The organism is uncultured Campylobacter sp., from assembly GCF_905372745.1.
Classification (GTDB): domain Bacteria; phylum Campylobacterota; class Campylobacteria; order Campylobacterales; family Campylobacteraceae; genus Campylobacter_A.
In genome coordinates, this window is sequence record NZ_CAJPQR010000019.1 from 1 (window position 1) to 15,893 (window position 15,893).

General features: G+C 46.4%; 16 protein-coding genes, 1 tRNA gene and 1 pseudogene. 7 read left to right on the forward strand and 11 right to left on the reverse strand.

Translation table 11 applies throughout. The annotated features are described in order from the left end of the window. From QZ157_RS06625 to kdsA, 10 genes and pseudogenes are all read right to left on the reverse strand, one after another. Positions 1 to 564 (reverse strand): annotated as a pseudogene (locus QZ157_RS06625) (integrase); the annotation flags it as partial. 155 nt (positions 565 to 719) lie between these two features. Beyond that, positions 720 to 810 (reverse strand) — tRNA-Ser (locus tag QZ157_RS06630). A 208-nt stretch (positions 811 to 1,018) separates the two neighbouring features. Next, entirely contained in the window at positions 1,019 to 1,273 is a 255-nt protein-coding gene (locus QZ157_RS06635; protein ID WP_295143403.1) for a helix-hairpin-helix domain-containing protein, read from the reverse strand. A 626-nt stretch (positions 1,274 to 1,899) separates the two neighbouring features. Beyond that, the gene (gene pyrF, locus QZ157_RS06640; protein ID WP_363147894.1) at positions 1,900 to 2,586 is read right to left on the reverse strand and encodes an orotidine-5'-phosphate decarboxylase; all 687 of its coding nucleotides are present in this window, start codon (positions 2,584 to 2,586) and stop codon (positions 1,900 to 1,902) included. Beyond that, on the reverse strand, positions 2,583 to 2,978 hold the full coding sequence (gene nusB, locus QZ157_RS06645) for a transcription antitermination factor NusB (RefSeq protein WP_295143406.1): 396 nt from the start codon (positions 2,976 to 2,978) through the stop codon (positions 2,583 to 2,585). The genes pyrF and nusB overlap by 4 nt, the downstream gene beginning before the upstream one ends. A 1-nt stretch (position 2,979) precedes the next feature. Beyond that, positions 2,980 to 3,450 carry a 6,7-dimethyl-8-ribityllumazine synthase gene (ribH, locus tag QZ157_RS06650; RefSeq protein WP_021090940.1) on the reverse strand — a complete coding sequence of 157 codons (471 nt, stop codon included), beginning with the start codon at positions 3,448 to 3,450 and terminating at the stop codon, positions 2,980 to 2,982. 17 nt (positions 3,451 to 3,467) lie between these two features. Next, positions 3,468 to 4,586: a cation diffusion facilitator family transporter gene (locus QZ157_RS06655; RefSeq protein WP_295143413.1), complete on the reverse strand. Its 1,119-nt coding sequence runs from the start codon at positions 4,584 to 4,586 to the stop codon at positions 3,468 to 3,470. A 9-nt stretch (positions 4,587 to 4,595) separates the two neighbouring features. Continuing rightward, complete coding sequence (locus QZ157_RS06660) at positions 4,596 to 4,919, reverse strand: SMR family transporter (RefSeq protein WP_295143416.1); 324 nt, start codon at positions 4,917 to 4,919, stop codon at positions 4,596 to 4,598. Continuing rightward, positions 4,916 to 5,245, reverse strand: coding sequence for an SMR family transporter (locus tag QZ157_RS06665; protein WP_295143418.1), 330 nt, complete (start codon positions 5,243 to 5,245; stop codon positions 4,916 to 4,918). Before QZ157_RS06665 ends, QZ157_RS06660 begins: the two co-directional genes overlap by 4 nt. Next, entirely contained in the window at positions 5,235 to 6,041 is an 807-nt protein-coding gene (kdsA, locus tag QZ157_RS06670) for a 3-deoxy-8-phosphooctulonate synthase (protein ID WP_178140430.1), read from the reverse strand. The genes QZ157_RS06665 and kdsA overlap by 11 nt, the downstream gene beginning before the upstream one ends. A gap of 88 nt (positions 6,042 to 6,129) precedes the next feature. Between kdsA and QZ157_RS06675 the strand changes: the two genes are divergently transcribed. Continuing rightward, the gene (locus QZ157_RS06675; protein ID WP_295143426.1) at positions 6,130 to 7,308 is read left to right on the forward strand and encodes an Opr family porin; all 1,179 of its coding nucleotides are present in this window, start codon (positions 6,130 to 6,132) and stop codon (positions 7,306 to 7,308) included. Positions 7,309 to 7,489: 181 nt separating this feature from the next. Here QZ157_RS06675 and QZ157_RS06680 read toward each other — a convergent pair whose 3' ends face one another. Further along, positions 7,490 to 8,380 (reverse strand): DMT family transporter, encoded by an 891-nt coding sequence (locus QZ157_RS06680; protein ID WP_295143428.1) that lies wholly within the window; start codon positions 8,378 to 8,380, stop codon positions 7,490 to 7,492. Positions 8,381 to 8,529: 149 nt separating this feature from the next. On the opposite strand from QZ157_RS06680, the gene der reads away from it, so the two are divergent. The 6 genes from der to QZ157_RS06710 all read left to right on the forward strand — a co-directional run bounded on the left by der (position 8,530) and on the right by QZ157_RS06710 (position 15,798). Next, entirely contained in the window at positions 8,530 to 9,933 is a 1,404-nt protein-coding gene (der, locus tag QZ157_RS06685; protein WP_295143431.1) for a ribosome biogenesis GTPase Der, read from the forward strand. Continuing rightward, positions 9,926 to 10,441, forward strand: coding sequence for a shikimate kinase (locus QZ157_RS06690; protein ID WP_295143434.1), 516 nt, complete (start codon positions 9,926 to 9,928; stop codon positions 10,439 to 10,441). The genes der and QZ157_RS06690 overlap by 8 nt, the downstream gene beginning before the upstream one ends. Before the next feature lie 286 nt (positions 10,442 to 10,727). Further along, positions 10,728 to 11,693 (forward strand): tryptophan--tRNA ligase, encoded by a 966-nt coding sequence (gene trpS / locus QZ157_RS06695; RefSeq protein WP_295143437.1) that lies wholly within the window; start codon positions 10,728 to 10,730, stop codon positions 11,691 to 11,693. 17 nt (positions 11,694 to 11,710) lie between these two features. Then, complete coding sequence (locus QZ157_RS06700; RefSeq protein ID WP_295143439.1) at positions 11,711 to 12,151, forward strand: copper resistance protein CopD; 441 nt, start codon at positions 11,711 to 11,713, stop codon at positions 12,149 to 12,151. A 9-nt stretch (positions 12,152 to 12,160) separates the two neighbouring features. Continuing rightward, entirely contained in the window at positions 12,161 to 13,405 is a 1,245-nt protein-coding gene (gene serS, locus QZ157_RS06705) for a serine--tRNA ligase (protein WP_295143441.1), read from the forward strand. Beyond that, positions 13,405 to 15,798, forward strand: a complete 2,394-nt coding sequence (locus tag QZ157_RS06710; RefSeq protein ID WP_295143444.1) for a tetratricopeptide repeat protein — start codon at positions 13,405 to 13,407, stop codon at positions 15,796 to 15,798. Before serS ends, QZ157_RS06710 begins: the two co-directional genes overlap by 1 nt. Positions 15,799 to 15,893: the final 95 nt, after the last annotated feature.

Sequence of the window (15,893 nt, forward strand, 5' to 3'; positions counted from 1 at the left end):
CTCTTGATATGTGATTTTATCTGACTCTAAATTTTTAAAAAATTCATCTAACATTTTACCTGTTTTTATATAGTAACCTTTGGTTTTATTACTTGATTTTGACTTTTCGCATTCTGTTTTAACATACTGATTAGCTATTTGACTAAATGATAATTCTATTTTTGGTTGTTTTATATTTTCTTTTTCTGTGCAACATATTTTCGTATTATATACACCATAAAACTCACCCACCACTCTTTGAAATATGCCTTTATACTCAGCGGTACTTAGATATGCTTTGTTTTCTTGTATGGTAATTTTTTTGTTCACACTATCAGCTAATCTATTTTTTATAAGAGATTTAAAGTTTGTCGAAAGCTTTGAGTTAACTGTCCTACTGTTTAGCTTTTTAAGAGCTGCTCTATCAGCTTCATATTTTATTTTATTGGCAATTATCATTGCTTGATACTCATCATTTGTAAATAAGCAATATTTTACAGTTAGTCGTTTTTGGTCTTTTAAAGCTATGTCGTAGTAGTAAAAATTTGGTCTATTTTTGAGTTTAGTTATTAGCTTAGAGCTCATACATAGATCCTTTTGAAGCAAAGGCTGTATGTAACAAGACTACCAAATCTATGTAACAACTCAAAATTGTCCTAAATTTCAGACAATTTTTAAAATGCAATACCTTAAAAAAATAACGTATTTTAGGGGATTTTATATTTAAAAACGCCATATTCTGGCGGACAGAGAGGGATTTGAACCCTCGAGCCCCGGTTAGAAGCTGCACCCTTAGCAGGGGTGTGGTTTCGGCCACTCACCCATCTGTCCGCAAAAAAGAAACCGCATTATAATTAAATACCGCTGATATCTTGCTTAAATTTGCATTTTAGAGCCTGCCGCTCTCGCGTAGCAAAATAGTCGCGTAAAATAGCCGATGAATTTACGAGGTTCAACGGCGGCGCATTAAGCTAAATTTCGCAAAGCCAGGCTTGCTTATTCAAATTTAAACCGCTTATCGCATGTCAAATTTGCAAATTTAATCCTTCCAAAGCCACCATTTTAGCTTGGCTTTGTCGGGACGGGGCGTGCTGGCGTAGTAGCAAATCATGCGGTAAACGTAGAGGATGCACCTGTCGCTACCGCGCCCGAGAGCCTTTGTGCGCTCATACATCTCATCTGGATCCGCGCCCTTTAGCGAAGCGATATCGGTGTAGCCGAGCGCCATCAGATCCATCTCGGTCGCCTCGCCGACATATGGGATTTTCTTAAAATCACTCGCGCCTTTACTCAAATTTTACTCCAATCTTTATTTAAATTTCGCTCGGCTCGCCATTTGGATAAAATTTTAAAACCCCTTGAGAGTGCGGAATTCTAAAGTCTCACTCGTGTGAGGCAAATTTTAAAATTTTATCCGCGCGGTGCGAAAATTTTTAAAATTTTATCTCGCCGCCGGGCCTCCGCCCTTATGTGCGTCGCTTTTTAGTGTTAAGATATCCGCTGCCGCGCTCATTATCGGAGATTTTATCCGCCAGCTAGCAGGGAGCTTGGGCGCGGCAAAACTTAAACGTTTTTAATCCCAAACGTGGGTAAATTTACACTCTCCGCGCTCGCTCCACTTAATTGCAAAGTCTTAGGTTTCAAACCTCAACAAGGTAAATTTACACAACCCTGAGAAGTTGCAATTTGTTAAGTTTAATGAGTTTCAAACCCCAACGGGATAAATTTACACAAGAGAATTTTGCCTACATCAGGCTAAAAATTTATCTGTTTCAAACCCTAACGGATTTTATAAAAAGATGACGACGGCACTTCGACGCTCTCCAAGCCGCCCTCGCAAAACGACGGTTTTGATTAAAATTTATCATGCGAAAAGCAGACCAAAACCATTTGAGACTAAATTTTACGCAAGCTTTGGCGCTAAATTTGACTCAAAATCCTCTCGCAAATTTCGCGTGGGTTTTGTGCCTGATAGATCGGGCGACCGACCACGATAAAATCAGCCCCCGCCTCGCGCGCGACGCCCAGATCCGCCACTCGCTTTTGATCCTCCGCACTCTCGCCAAACGGCCTTACGCCAGGGCAGAGCGTAATAAAATTTGCGCTCGTTGCGTCCTTTATCAGGCGGCTTTCGAACGCCGAGCAGACCATGCCGTCAAGTCCCGCTTCGTAGCTCATCACGCCAAATTTACGCACGGCGTCGCTTAAATTTTGCTCGTAAACCGCGCTAAATTCCACCTGATCAAAGCTCGTTAGCGCAGAGACCGCGAGCACCAGCGGGCGCGAACCGAGCCTATCCAGTCGCTCCATAACTGTAGCCATCGCGCGCTTGCCGCTACTTGCGTGCACGTTTATCATATCGACGCCGATTTTAGCGATCTCCTCGGCGGCGTCCGCCATCGTATTTGGGATGTCGTAGAGCTTTAGATCGAGGAAAATTTTAAAATTTCCAAGCTTTTTTAGCTCCTCTATAAATCCCGCACCGTCGCGCAAATAGGCCCGCAGCCCGACTTTGAGCCAAATTTTATCCGAAAAGTCCGCAAGCTCACCCGCTAGCTGCAAACACTCCTGCTTCGAGCTCATATCAAGCGCGACGCAGAGCTTCACAGATCGGCCTTTAGCGCGTCTAGTACGCCGTTTATAAATTTCGGCGCCGAGTCTCCGCCCAGCTCCTTGCCAAGCTCGATGCCCTCGTTTATGATGACGGCCTTGTCGGTCTGGGTAAATTTCATCTCGTACGCCCCTAGTCGCAGCACGGCGCGCTCGATGCTGCCGATCTCGCTTATCTTCCACTCTTTTAGACGCGCGTTTAGTAGCGCGTCAAGTTCATCTGCGTGCTCCAAGATACCGTGAAAAAGCGACAGCGCAAGGCTTCGCTGATCGTTTCGGATCTTTTTTTCTTCTAAAAATTCCTCGACGAACTCCTCGCTGCAGCTACCCATTTCGCGTGCGTATAGTAGCGAAACGACGGCCTGCCTAACCTGATGACGAGTCGCCATTTCACGCCTCCAAATTTTTATATAAGCTTAGCATCTCGATCACGCCCGTCATCGCCTCAAAGCCCTTGTTTCCGGCCTTTGAGCCCGCTCTCTCGATGGCCTGCTCGATGCTATCTACCGTTAGCACGCCAAAGGTCACCGGTTTGCCGTATTTTAGGGTGACGTTTGCGATGCCCTTGGTAGTCTCGGCGCTAACGTAGTCAAAGTGAGGCGTAGAGCCGCGGATCACCGCTCCCACGCAGCAAACTGCGTCAAATTTACCACTAGCTAGAGCTTTTTCTAGCGCCATCGGTATCTCAAACGCGCCCGGCACCAAAATGAGGCTCAAATTCGCCTCGTCCCCGCCGTGACGCAAAAACGCATCCCTCGCGCCCTCCACCAGCCTATCGGTGATGATGTGATTAAACCTTGCGCCCACTATGGCGACCTTCTCGCCGCCTTTTAAAGCCAAATTTCCTTCGATTATTTTCATGTCTGCTCCTTAAATTTCTATCCGTTGTAGTCCGTGTCACGCGTGATGATGACCTTATAGCTAGGATAGGCGCTACTTACTTGCGATAAAATTTCGCGGTAGAGCGCCGAGCTATCTGGCGCGTTAAAGTCTATGACGATATCAAACGTGATCGTATTTGTCTCTTTATTTATGTAAAATCCATGCATTTGCTTGATAAATTTATGTCCAAAAACTATCTTTTCGACATTTAGCCTTGTTGCGTTGTCCTCTTTGTCAAATGCATAGATGCCAATGGTATCTAAAACTATGTTAAATTTCGCAAAAATTTTATTTTGTATACGTCTAGTAAGCGCGTCTATCTGCGCGGCGTTCATATCGTGCGCCACCTCTATATGCACGCTGCCTAGCTTCTTGTCTGGGCCGTAGTCATTAAAGATAAGGTCATAAGCCCCAAGCACGCCGTCAAACGAGCGTACACACTGATAAATTTCCGAGCTATCGCCACTAGGCATCCTTGCGCCTAAAATTTTATCTATCGCGTCACGTAAAATTTCAAGTGCCGCCTTGATAAGAAGTAGCGATATGATCACACCAAGATATGCCTCAAGGCTAACGCCAAAAAATACAAAAACCAAAGCCGCTACAAGCGTACTAAGCGAGATGAGAGCGTCAAATTTCGCATCCACGCCGCTTGCTATAAGCGAGTCAGAATTTACCCTCTCGCCAACTTTTTGCGTGTAAAGACCAAGCGCAAATTTGACCACAACCAAAACGGCGATCAAAACAAGCGAGATGGTGTCGTAGTTTGGGGTGCTTGGCGAGATGATCTTTTTGGCCGACTCGACCACGGACGTGCCGCCTGTATAAAGTATGATCACACCTATAACGATAGCCGTTAGATACTCCACTCTGCCGTAGCCAAATGGATGCTCTTTGTCAGGGCTTTTCCCGGCTATTTTTATGCCGACGATGGTAATGACCGACGAGAGAGCGTCGCTTAGGTTATTTACCGCATCTAAAATGATAGCGATCGAACCGCTAGCAAAGCCCACTACCGCCTTTATAGCCGCTAAAATGGCATTTGTCACTATGCCTATGAGGCCTGTTTTTACGATGGTCTCATCTCGTGACGTGACCTGCTCTACTACCTCCAAATTTGCCCCTTAGATTATCTTTAACATTACCGCGCTTAGCGTTATTAGCGATAGATAAAACGCCTTTTGCGCACTCATTTTTTCGCCGTTAAAAATCACTCCGACGCCCACGGCTCCGACCGCTCCGATACCGGTCCAAATCGCGTAAGCCACAGACATCGCCATCGCCTGCATCGCGTAGCTAAGAAGCCAGAGCGAAAGGGCGAAATTTGCGACCAAAATCAAAAAATTAGACGCCTTTTTCACGCCGAAGCTTTTTTGAAATTTGGTTAGAAAAAACACGCCCAAAACCTCGCAGCACCCGGCCGCCAAAAGAGCTAAAATATGCGTCAAGATTTTAGCCTTTTTAGCCCCAGTACGCCAGCGATCAGCGTCGCTATGAAAAATAGCCGCAATAAATCGGGCATCTGGCCGCTTGAGCTGTATTCGCTAACGCTTTCGGCGACCACGATAAAAAATGCTCCAAATCCCACAAATACGGTATATGCAACGCTAACGGGCAAGTATTTCATAGCCTTCATAAACGATACGAAGCTAACGCAGACTAACGCGGCAGTAAGCGCGAATCCTACGGCGTTTTGGGCGTGTTTTAGCCCGTACGCCCAGCCGCATTCGGCGACCGCGCCGCCTAGCACCCACAAAAAGCCCTTAGTTTGCATCGCCTAAGGCGTCTTTTATCTTAAAAATTTGAGCGATATTTGCGTTTAGCTCGTCTAAATTTAGCATATTCGGCCCGTCGCAAAGCGCCTCGCAAGGATTTACGTGCGTCTCGTAAAAAAATCCATCCACGCCCGCAGCCGCCGCAGCTCGCGCTAGATACGGTACAAATTTCGCATCTCCGCCGCTTTTCTCGCCAAGGGCTGATGGCATCTGCACGCTGTGAGTTGCGTCGAAAATCACGGGCGCAAATTCTCTCATCAGCACCAAATTTCGCATATCTACGACTAAATTTCCATATCCAAACGTACTACCTCGCTCCGTTAGCCACACGCCGTTTTGCTTGGCAATCTCGTATCCATCGCCGCTAATACCCCTTGTTTCTAGCACTTTTTTAACAGAATGCTTCATCGCGGACGCCGCTAAAAACTGCCCTTTTTTGATATTTACGACCGCTTTTGTCTTAGCCGCGGCCACGAGCAGATCGGTTTGGCGGCACAAAAACGCCGGGATTTGCAGCACGTCGGCCACTTCGCCTACTGGTGCAGCCTGATAGCTCTCGTGGATATCGGTTAAAATTTTAAAACCGAATTCCTTTTTTACCTTGGCTAAAATTTCGCACCCTTTTTCAAGTCCGGGCCCGCGAAACGAGCTTATGCTCGTGCGATTTGCCTTGTCAAAGCTTGATTTGAAATAAAAATCTATCCGCTTATCTTCGTTAAATTTAACCAGCCTTTTTGCCACGTCAAAAACGAGCTGCTCGCTCTCGATGACGCAAGGCCCTGCTATTAGTATCATCGTCTCTCCTTTTTGCGAAGATTATAGCCCATTGTTGCTAAATTTTAAGAATTACTCTTGTAAAATCGACGTTTTTTTAAGGGTCATAATGAAAAAAATAGCAAAATTCGCAGCCTTCGCGGCTTTAAATTTTACGGCTTTAAATTTGCATGCTTCTCCGCTGGAAACGCTCTTGCAGGGCTCTAAATTTAGCGGAGAAATAGGCGCTTACAGCGAAACTAGGCGGGTAATTAGCGGGACTAAAACGACGTATTTTAACGACACTTCTTGGCTGGTGGGCTCAGCGGCGCTAAATTACGAACTTAGCTTCCTAGACGCGCTAAAACTTGGCATCGGCGGACGCGGTAGCGTACCGATCTATGAAGGCGACAGAAACTACCGCACGCTGCACGGCAAGGGCGATAGCACGGAGCGAATTTACGAGGGCGACAGGGCGCTTTTATCGCAGCTGTTTTTGGGCTACGACGACGGCGTAAATACCCTAAAAATCGGGCGATTTGAAATGATAAACGACTGGTCGAGCAAGATCCAAGACGGCGTGCGGGTAACAAGCGAAGCAGCGCCTAATTTACTCCTTAACGCAAGCTATTCTAAAAGGCGCGGAAGGGCTTATTTAAAGGAAATGTGGGGCTTTACGAAGCTAAACGAGGGTCGAGGGATTTTTAACGCGGGAGCCACGTATAAACAAGGCGGCGCATCGGTTAAAATTTACGCGCTTTACGCAAGCGAGCTATTTAGCGCGCTAGGCGGCAAAATATCTTACGAAAGCGGCGGCTTTCAAAGCGGCGCGGGCGAGATGAAGCTAGGCTGGATGCTACACTACGCAAGAAGCGACGAGAGAAAACAAAGCGGCGACGGAAGTTTGGCGGAGGCTAAAATTTACGGCGTTTTAGAGGGCGCCAAGCTTACCTTGGCTTACGTAAAATCGGGCAAAAGCGTAGGCTGGGGGAGTATGAATTTAGCCGGCGATCAAATCGTATTTTTCGAAGAAGGCGACGTGATATACGAGCGCGACGCAAGGACGTATTACGCGGCGTTTGATACGAAAATAAAAAAGCTAAATTTAGGAATGCTTTTAGGCACTACGAAGTATAGGTTAAAGCGTGCGGATGATACAACCTACCGCCAAAACGAGATAACGGCTAGACTAGGCTACGAGATCGCTAAAAATTTAAAGGCGTTTGCGACGTTTGATCGGACGTTTAAAGCGCAGCCTAGATACCCTGCGATGATGCAAGTAAGCGCGGGCCTAGTTTATAGCTTTTAGCAAGCTTGCGGCGCGTTGGCAGCTTATTTGATTAAATTTAGCGAGCTTAAAGCTTGCTAAACGCGCGCCGTTTTGCTAATCAAATCCGCCTTTTATGCCTGCGCCAAAGCTATGCGGTAAGAGATTTTGTTTATTTTGGCTTTAAATTTCATGCGCTACCAAGACGCTTTGCAGGCTAAATTTATCTTTTTTTGACTACTATTATCCCGCTAAAAATAACCAAAAATATCCCGAAAAACGCAGCTGCGTTAGGCAACGCATCGCCCATAGCGGTACCGATGGCGATAGTGAAAATAACGTCGGCGTAACCGACCGTAGCTATGACGCCCGCTTTTTTACCAGCTGCGTAGGCCTTCGTCATAAACACCTGAAAATAAAGTCCCGCAACGCCCATCAGCAAGATAAACACCCACTCTATGCCGCTTGGCGCGACGAATTTAGAAAACAAAAAATCAAAGTCCGCAAAGCTAACAAACTCCGCCGCGCCCATAAAAATAAGCGGCAAAACCGAGCCGAAAAACATAAAGGAAAGCACGATCGTGCGCGTGTCGTAACTCTTTTTTAGCTCCTTTACGCTCGTATACGCCATAGCCGCTCCAAGACCACTCCAGATGCCCAGTAGATCGGTTTTGCTGATACCTAAACTCGGCTGCACTATAAAAAGTATGCCGCCAAAGCCTAAAAAAACCGCAAACCAGCCGCGAGAGCCGAGTTTTTCGCCGAAAAATATCGTAGCCAAAACTGCCGTAAATATCGGACTGGTTTTTGAAAAAGTAAACGCCGCGCCTAAATTTATATGAGCGATATTATAAAAAAACGCAAATAGCGCAAGCGTACCGACTACGCCGCGAAATACGAGCAGCCACGGATGTCCGCCTTTTTGATGAAGCGGCTTTTTGTATATGGCGTAGCAGATGATGAGCAGGCCTATGAAATTTCTAAAAAATACGATCTCGATTGAAGGCAGATACGCGCCTAAAGCCTTTGCAAACGCTCCGGTAACCGAGAAAAACAGGCAAGCTACCAGCATATAATAAACGCCTAAATGGCGCATCAAAAATCTATGAATCATAAATTTAACTTCTCTTTTTTAAAAAATCGGCTTTTATTGTAGTGCAAAACGGCTTAAATTTATAAACAATGTAAGCAAAAAATTTGTATAATCGGGATTTTAAGCGGCGAAGTCGGCCGCAAATTTAACGGGATTTTTAAGGGAAAATTTTGCAAAAGATAATTTTAGTCGGCAAGCCAAACGTCGGCAAAAGCTCGCTTTTTAACCGCTTAGTCGGCAGACGTATAGCCATCACCAGCGACGTTAGCGGTACGACGCGAGATACGAACAAAACGATTATAGAAATTTACGACAAAAGCTGCGTTTTGATCGACAGCGGCGGGCTAGACGACAGTAGCGAACTCTTTAAAAACGTCAAGGCAAAAACCCTAGCCGAAGCTAGAAGCTCGGACGCGATCATCTTTATGGTCGATGGCAAAATGATGCCTAGCGACGAGGACAAAGCCCTATACTACGCACTTTTAAAGCTAAATTTACCGACCGCGCTCGTAATCAACAAAATAGACAGCAAAAAAGACGAGCTGCGAAGCTACGAGTTTGCAAATTTCGGCGCAAAAACGAGCTTTGCTATCTCAGTCAGCCACAACGCGGGTATCGACGAGCTAGCGGACTGGATCTATAAACAGCTAAAAGACGAGATCCGCCCCGACGCAGGCGAGGATCTGGACGAGTTTTTAGAAAATTTCGGCGACGACGGCGAGGTGGTTAGGGAGATATCGGCTCGCGAGGACTATGAACGCAAAAATATCCAAGTAGGCATCATCGGACGCGTAAACGTCGGCAAAAGCTCGCTGCTAAACGCGCTAGTAAAAGAATCTCGCGCGGTCGTGAGCGACATAGCCGGCACGACGATAGACCCTGTAAACGAGACTTTCCTTTATGAGGATAGGATTTTTGAGTTCGTCGATACCGCGGGCATCAGAAAACGCGGCAAGATAGAGGGCATCGAAAGATACGCGCTAAACCGCACCGAGTCCGCGCTCGAACTAGCCGACATCGCGCTTTTAGTACTTGATAGCTCCGAGCCGCTAACCGAGCTTGACGAGCGTATAGCGGGCCTTGCGGCTAAATTTGAGCTCGGCGTCATCATCGTTCTAAACAAATGGGACAAAAGCGAGGAAGATTTTGATAAATTTAGCCGCGAGATCAGGGATAAATTTAAATTTCTCGCCTACGCGCCGATCATCAGCGTCTCGGCTCTGGGCGGCAAAAGAGTGCATAAAATTTACCCGCTGATTTTAGAAGTTTACAAAAACTACACGCAAAAAATCCAAACCGCAAGGCTAAACGAAGCTATCGAAGAGGCGGTAAAAGCGCATCCAATACCGCGCGAAAAGGGCAAAAGCGTGAAAATTTACTACGCAGTGCAGTTTGGTTTCGCGCCGCCAAAAATCGCGCTCGTGATGAACCGCCCGCGCGCCCTGCACTTTAGCTACAAGCGTTACCTAACGAACAAACTGCGCGAAAAATTTGATCTATCAGGCACACCAATCGTGCTGATCCCGAAAAATCGTAGCGGCTCGGACGAGGAAAACGAGGGAAAAAGTGAGTAAAAATTTAGTTTTCATCGGCTTTATGGGCGTTGGCAAGGGCACGGTAGCAAGGTATATCGCAAAAAAAACGGGCAAGCTGTTTTTGGACACCGACGAGCTGATCGAAAGCGAGCAAAATTTAAAAGTACGAGAAATTTTCGAGAAAAAAGGCGAGGAGTATTTTAGAAAATGTGAAGCAAAACTCGCTAAAAAGCTAGCTAAGAACGTAAAATCCTCGGTGATCGCGGCAGGCGGCGGCTTTGCAAAGGTTAAAGGCCTTAAAAAAATCGGAAAAATCATCTATCTAAAATCGAGTTTCGAGGCGATTTTAAAACGAATCGACGAGAGCGGCGAAGCGCAGATGCACTATGCCAAGCGCCCGCTTTTGCGCGATCTAAACGCGGCTAAAAAGCTTTTTAACGAGAGAAAAAAGATGTATAAAAACGTCGCCGATATCACAATCGACGTCGAAGGCAAAGGGCTGGAGCAAGTCGCGAAAGAGATTTTAGAAAAAATAAAAAAGGATTAAGTAAAATTTGGGTTGAAATTTGAGTAGAGAACGTCAAATCTTAAGTGAGCTAAAATTTAAGTTCAAATTTGATGGATTTCAAAAGTTTAATGCAACAAAAATAAGCGGCAATATTGTCAAATAGCCGTGCAAATTTTATAAAAACAAAAATAAGGCGCGATATTTTTTCGCTAGACGCGGCAGATTTTGCTTTGCGAATGAGGCGCACTTGTCGTGCGTCGCAGTGAAGCGAAGCAAAATCTAACAAAGTAAAGCGGAAAAAGATAAGCCGCAAAAAGGATAAAATTTGAGAGTACTAACAGGTTTGCAACCAAGCGGCAAACTACACCTAGGCAACTACTTCGCCTCCATCAAACAAATGGTTGAGGCGCAGGGGCAAAACGAGATGTTTATGTTTATAGCAAACTATCACGCCATGACCTCTGTCGCCGACGCAGGGAAGCTAAAACAAAACACTTATGAGGCGGCGAGCGCGTTTTTGTCGCTGGGCATCGATCCGAAAAAGAGCGTATTTTGGGTGCAAAGCGACGTAAAAGAGGTTTTAGAGCTCTACTGGATACTGAGTCAATACACCCCGATGGGCCTGCTCGAGCGCGCGCACAGCTACAAGGACAAGGTCGCAAAGGGCTTAACCTCGCATCACGGGCTTTTTAGCTATCCGGTTTTGATGGCGGCCGATATCCTGCTATACGGCGCGCAGGTCGTACCCGTGGGCAAAGATCAGATCCAGCACGTCGAGATCGCGCGCGACATCGCGATCAAATTTAACAACGAGCACGGCGACGTCTTCGTCCTGCCGGAGTACAAGGTCGATGAAAACGTAGCTACGGTGCCAGGCACCGACGGCGCGAAAATGAGCAAAAGCTACGGCAACACGATAGATATTTTTGCCGGCGCCAAAGAGCTAAAAAAGCAAATTTCAAGCATCGTGACGACCTCGGAGCCACTTGAAGCGCCTAAGCAGTGGCAAAACTGCAACGTCTATAATATCGCTAAATTATTCTTAGACGAGGACGGACAGCGCGACTTGCAGGCTAGGTACGAGCGAGGCGGCGAAGGACACGGACACTTTAAGGCGTATCTAAACGAGCTGGTTTGGGACTATTTTGCTGATGCTAGGGAGAAATTTGATTATTATCTAAATCACGCGGGCGAAGTGGATGAAATTTTAAACGAAGGCGCAAAAGGAGCGCGAGCCGTCGCAGCGCCGATAATGGAAAAAATACGCGCCGCAACCGGCATATACAAATAAATTTTAAAGGAAAAAAAATGCAAGCAATCTACCCTTACGCGCAGCTTATTCACCTGATCTGCGCTATCATTTTCGTCGGATTTTTATTTTTCGACGTGATTATTTTTTCAAGGGCTAAAAAGAAACTGCCCGCAGAAATAGCGCAAAAAGCGCAGCAAGCCATCTCAAGCGTCGCGATAAAAATCATGCCGCTTTGCGTGTTGCTTTTGGTGCTAACGGGCGGTATGATGATGAGTAGCTGGGTCGGCTCAAAAGCGGGCGGATATTTTGAGTCGAATTTACAAATCGTCTTTATGATAAAGGTTATCTTGGCGCTACTGATATTTGCGGCCGTAGCGACCAATCTCACGTGTAAATTTATACTAAAACGCCCTAGCCCGCTAGGCAACATTCATCCGTTTGCGTTTACGGCGGCGGCGATAATCGTGATATTTGCTAAAGTTATGTTTATGGTGTAAAGGATAAAAATGATAAATCTAAAACTACTCGACACGCGCTACGACGAGTTCGTAAAAAAATTACAGGGAAAAAACGTAAAGCCCGAGGTTTTAAACGAGCTTTTGACGACGTTTAACGAGCTAAAAGCCAAGCGCCAAGCCCTAGAAAATTTCCAAGCGATCCAAAACGCCAAAAGCAAGGAGCTAGGCATAAAGGCCAGAAACGGCGAGAACACCGACGAGCTAAAAAACGAGCTAAATTTAAACAAAACGGCGATGGGCGATGCTGCCGATATCGTGCGTGCGTATGAGGAAAAGCTAGAAAACATCGCAAGCTGCGTGCCAAATATCACCGACGACGACGTGCCGTTTGGCGCCGACGAAGAGGGTAACGTCTGCGTAAAAACGGTGCTGGAGCCGACTAAATTTGACTTCGCGCCCAAAGAGCACTACGAGCTTGGCGAGAGTCTTGGCTGGCTTGATTTCGAGCGCGGAGTTAAGCTTTCAGGCTCGCGTTTTTGCGTGCTAAAGGGCATAGGAGCGCGCCTATCAAGAGCGCTAGTTAACTACATGATCGACTTTAACAACGCGCGCGGCTTTGAGCTGGTTAACGTGCCGTTTTTGGTTAGCTCAAATACGCTCTACGGCACAGGACAACTGCCTAAATTTGAAGAAGATCTCTATAAAGTGCGCGACGAGGATTTGTATCTGATACCCACTAGCGAAGTACCGGTAACGAATCTTTATAACGACGAAATTTTACCCGTCGAGAGCTTGCCGATAAAGATGACTTGCTACTCGGCGTGCTTCCGTAAAGAAGCAGGCTCCGCCGGACGCGATACGCGCGGCATGATACGCCAACATCAGTTTGAAAAGGTCGAGCTCGTAGCCATCACGACTCCAGAACAAAGCGCGGCGATGCTAGACGAGATGGTAGCGTGCGCCAGCGATTTGCTAACTAGCCTTGGGCTGCCGCACCGCCACATGCTGCTTTGCAGCGGAGATCTGGGCTTTAGCGCGGCAAAGACGATAGACCTCGAGGTCTGGCTACCCGGACAAAACAAATACCGCGAGATAAGCTCGGTATCAAATACCCGCGACTTCCAAGCTCGCAGAGCTAAAATCCGCTACAAAGACGGCAAGAAGAACGCTCTAGTAAACACCCTAAACGGCTCGAGCCTAGCCGTAGGCAGAACGCTAATAGCGATAATGGAAAACTACCAAAAAGCAGACGGCAGCATCGAGATTCCCGAAGTTCTTAAAAGGTATATGTAGTGGCGCAAAACGACGACGAAAACGTAGTAATCCTTGAAGATATAGACGAAGAGCAAAGCCCCGAGACAAGCTCCTTAGACGAACCGTATAATAGCCAAGAAGAAGGCCTTGTCTCGCTTGACGAGCTAGAACCCGTCGTCCAAGAAGAGCCGCCGCAAGAGGCGCAAGAAGAGACTAAAAAAGGCAAGAAAAAGCTTTTTATCATCGGCGGGGCTGCAGGTGCGTTAGTCATCGTCCTAGCCGTAGTCTTGTTTTTCGTTTTTAGAGGCGAGAAAAAGCCGCCGATAGACGAAAAACAGATCGTAAAAGATATCGAGGAGCGCTACGAGTCGCAAAAATTCGGCAGCTCAAAGATCGACGACATGATCGCTAAGGCAAATTTACTCTACGAAAAGGGCAATAAATTTGAAGCGTTGAAAATCTACGAAAACATCGCCGTCTACAACCAAAGCCTCTCAAACTACAACCTAGGCGTATCGCAGATGAGGCAAGGTAAATTCGAAGACGCGCTAGAGAGCTTTAAAAAAGCGATCGCAAACGACGAAAACGTCGCCGTTAGCGCCATAAACGCCGCGGTTAGCTCGCTGGAGCTAAAAAACGAGCAAAATTTTAACTATTACATAAATCTCGCTAATTCGTTTTTGTACAAGGAAGCAGACTCTCCACTATACAATTACTACTACGCGCTAATAAACTACTACAAAGGTCAATACGTCGAAGCTCTAGCGGCTCTCTCGCACGCCGAAAACGGCTACTACAAAGACCGCTACGACTACCTCGCGGCTAAAATTTTAAGCTTTATCGGCGACGATGCCGAAGCGATAAAAAAGCTCGAAGCGCAAAAGGAATTTGACGCAGACCTGGCGCTAGGCATGCTTTACGCAAGACTCGGGCAATATGAAAAGGCCAGAAATAGGCTAAATTTAGCACTCAACAAGGGCGGCGACTCAAATAAAATAAACTCGATGATAGCCATCATCAACCTAAAAGACGGCAAATTTGAGGCCGCGACAAACGAAATAAAGGCCGTATTTCACGAGGATCCGCTGTTTTTAAACGCAAATTTCCCTATAAAAACGATACTAAATCCCGAGCTTTTTGACGTAAATTTGGCTCAGGCGCACTTTAGAAACGACCTGTTTTTCGATAAAACCAAGCGCTACGAGACGCTGTTTTACTTCGCGCCTTATAAGGTTTTTGACCCGAACCAAACGATAAACTACATAAGAAAAGGCGGCGTGAGCCTATTTTTGGACGATGCAAGCGCAGCGGGTAACTATCTAAACGCTAGCGGCGCGCTCTCAAAGGTAAATTTAGAGCTCTCATCAGCCATCGCAAACGCCCTAAACTACAAGCTAAAGCAGGCCAACGCGCAGTTTGCCTCGCTCATCTCGCTATATCCCGAGCACTCGGTCTTACACTACGACCTAGCGCTTAGCTATGCACAGCTGGGCAACTTTAGCATGGCGGCAAAGCACTTTATCATGAGCTACCATCTAGACCCAACGAACCACCTAGCGGGCGTGCTGGGCGCTATCGCAAACGACATAAACGCAGTGGATAATACCAAACTACTGCAAGAAATTTCAGAAAATCTCGACCACGACTCTAGCTCGAAAGACGCGCCCGTTAGCCAGGCTCTGATGGCGCTCATAGCAAATAATAGCGGCGCTTTAATGCGCTGGCTGGAGGAAGAAAAAGAAGAGACCGCGCTAAATTTAGCCTTTGACGCGATAATCGCAAAGATGACCGACAGGGGCGAGGAGTTTGCTAAAAAGACGCAAATTTTAAAAGCCAAGCTACCTGAAGATATCGTGGCGAACATCCTTGATTTTATCGCAAACTATAAAGATGAAGGCATCAAAAAATATGTCGAGCAGATTCAAATTTACTTCCACGACAAACGGCTAAACGACGCGGCGTTTTATCACGGCGCAAACATCATCAAAGAACAATACATCAAGCTTTTGCAAATCTCGGGCCTACTAAACTACGAACGCCAGAAGTTAAAAGCGCTACTAAAACAAGACGCTAATAACGCCGACTTGCTCCAGACGCTAGCTTATATCGATATTTTTACGAACGATTTTGAGGAGAGCTACCAGATCTACAACCGCATAATCGACGAGTTTAAGATAAACGACGCGGACACGCTGTTTTTAGCAGCCGTTGCCGCCATCGGCTCAAACCATCCGCAAAACGCAACCGCGCTTTTGGAGCTATCTAAGCTCACCGATCCAAACGCGATGGAAAGCCGCGTAGCGCTCGGGTACCTATATCAAGAGATCGATAATATCGAAGCCGCGACGATACAATACGGGCTGATAAAAGATCCGAATTTTAAAAGCAAATTCGTTGATTTTATGATTGATTACGAGAAGCTGAAAAAGTAGTTTTATGTGGGCGATATGGCGATAAATTCGTCGCAAAGTCGCCCAAATAATTTTTATGGATTAATAGCGTAAAAGCGAAGCGGCTTTGTCAAATC

Excerpts from the sequence above, each read along its gene's own strand:
- nusB (WP_295143406.1), bottom strand. The coding sequence starts at position 2,978 with ATGGCGACTCGTCATCAGGTTAGGCAGGCCGTCGTTTCGCTACTATAC.
- ribH (WP_021090940.1), bottom strand. The coding sequence starts at position 3,450 with ATGAAAATAATCGAAGGAAATTTGGCTTTAAAAGGCGGCGAGAAGGTC.
- QZ157_RS06665 (WP_295143418.1), bottom strand. The coding sequence starts at position 5,245 with ATGCAAACTAAGGGCTTTTTGTGGGTGCTAGGCGGCGCGGTCGCCGAA.
- kdsA (WP_178140430.1), bottom strand. The coding sequence starts at position 6,041 with ATGATACTAATAGCAGGGCCTTGCGTCATCGAGAGCGAGCAGCTCGTT.
- QZ157_RS06675 (WP_295143426.1), top strand. The coding sequence starts at position 6,130 with ATGAAAAAAATAGCAAAATTCGCAGCCTTCGCGGCTTTAAATTTTACG.
- QZ157_RS06680 (WP_295143428.1), bottom strand. The coding sequence starts at position 8,380 with ATGATTCATAGATTTTTGATGCGCCATTTAGGCGTTTATTATATGCTG.
- QZ157_RS06700 (WP_295143439.1), top strand. The coding sequence starts at position 11,711 with ATGCAAGCAATCTACCCTTACGCGCAGCTTATTCACCTGATCTGCGCT.
- serS (WP_295143441.1), top strand. The coding sequence starts at position 12,161 with ATGATAAATCTAAAACTACTCGACACGCGCTACGACGAGTTCGTAAAA.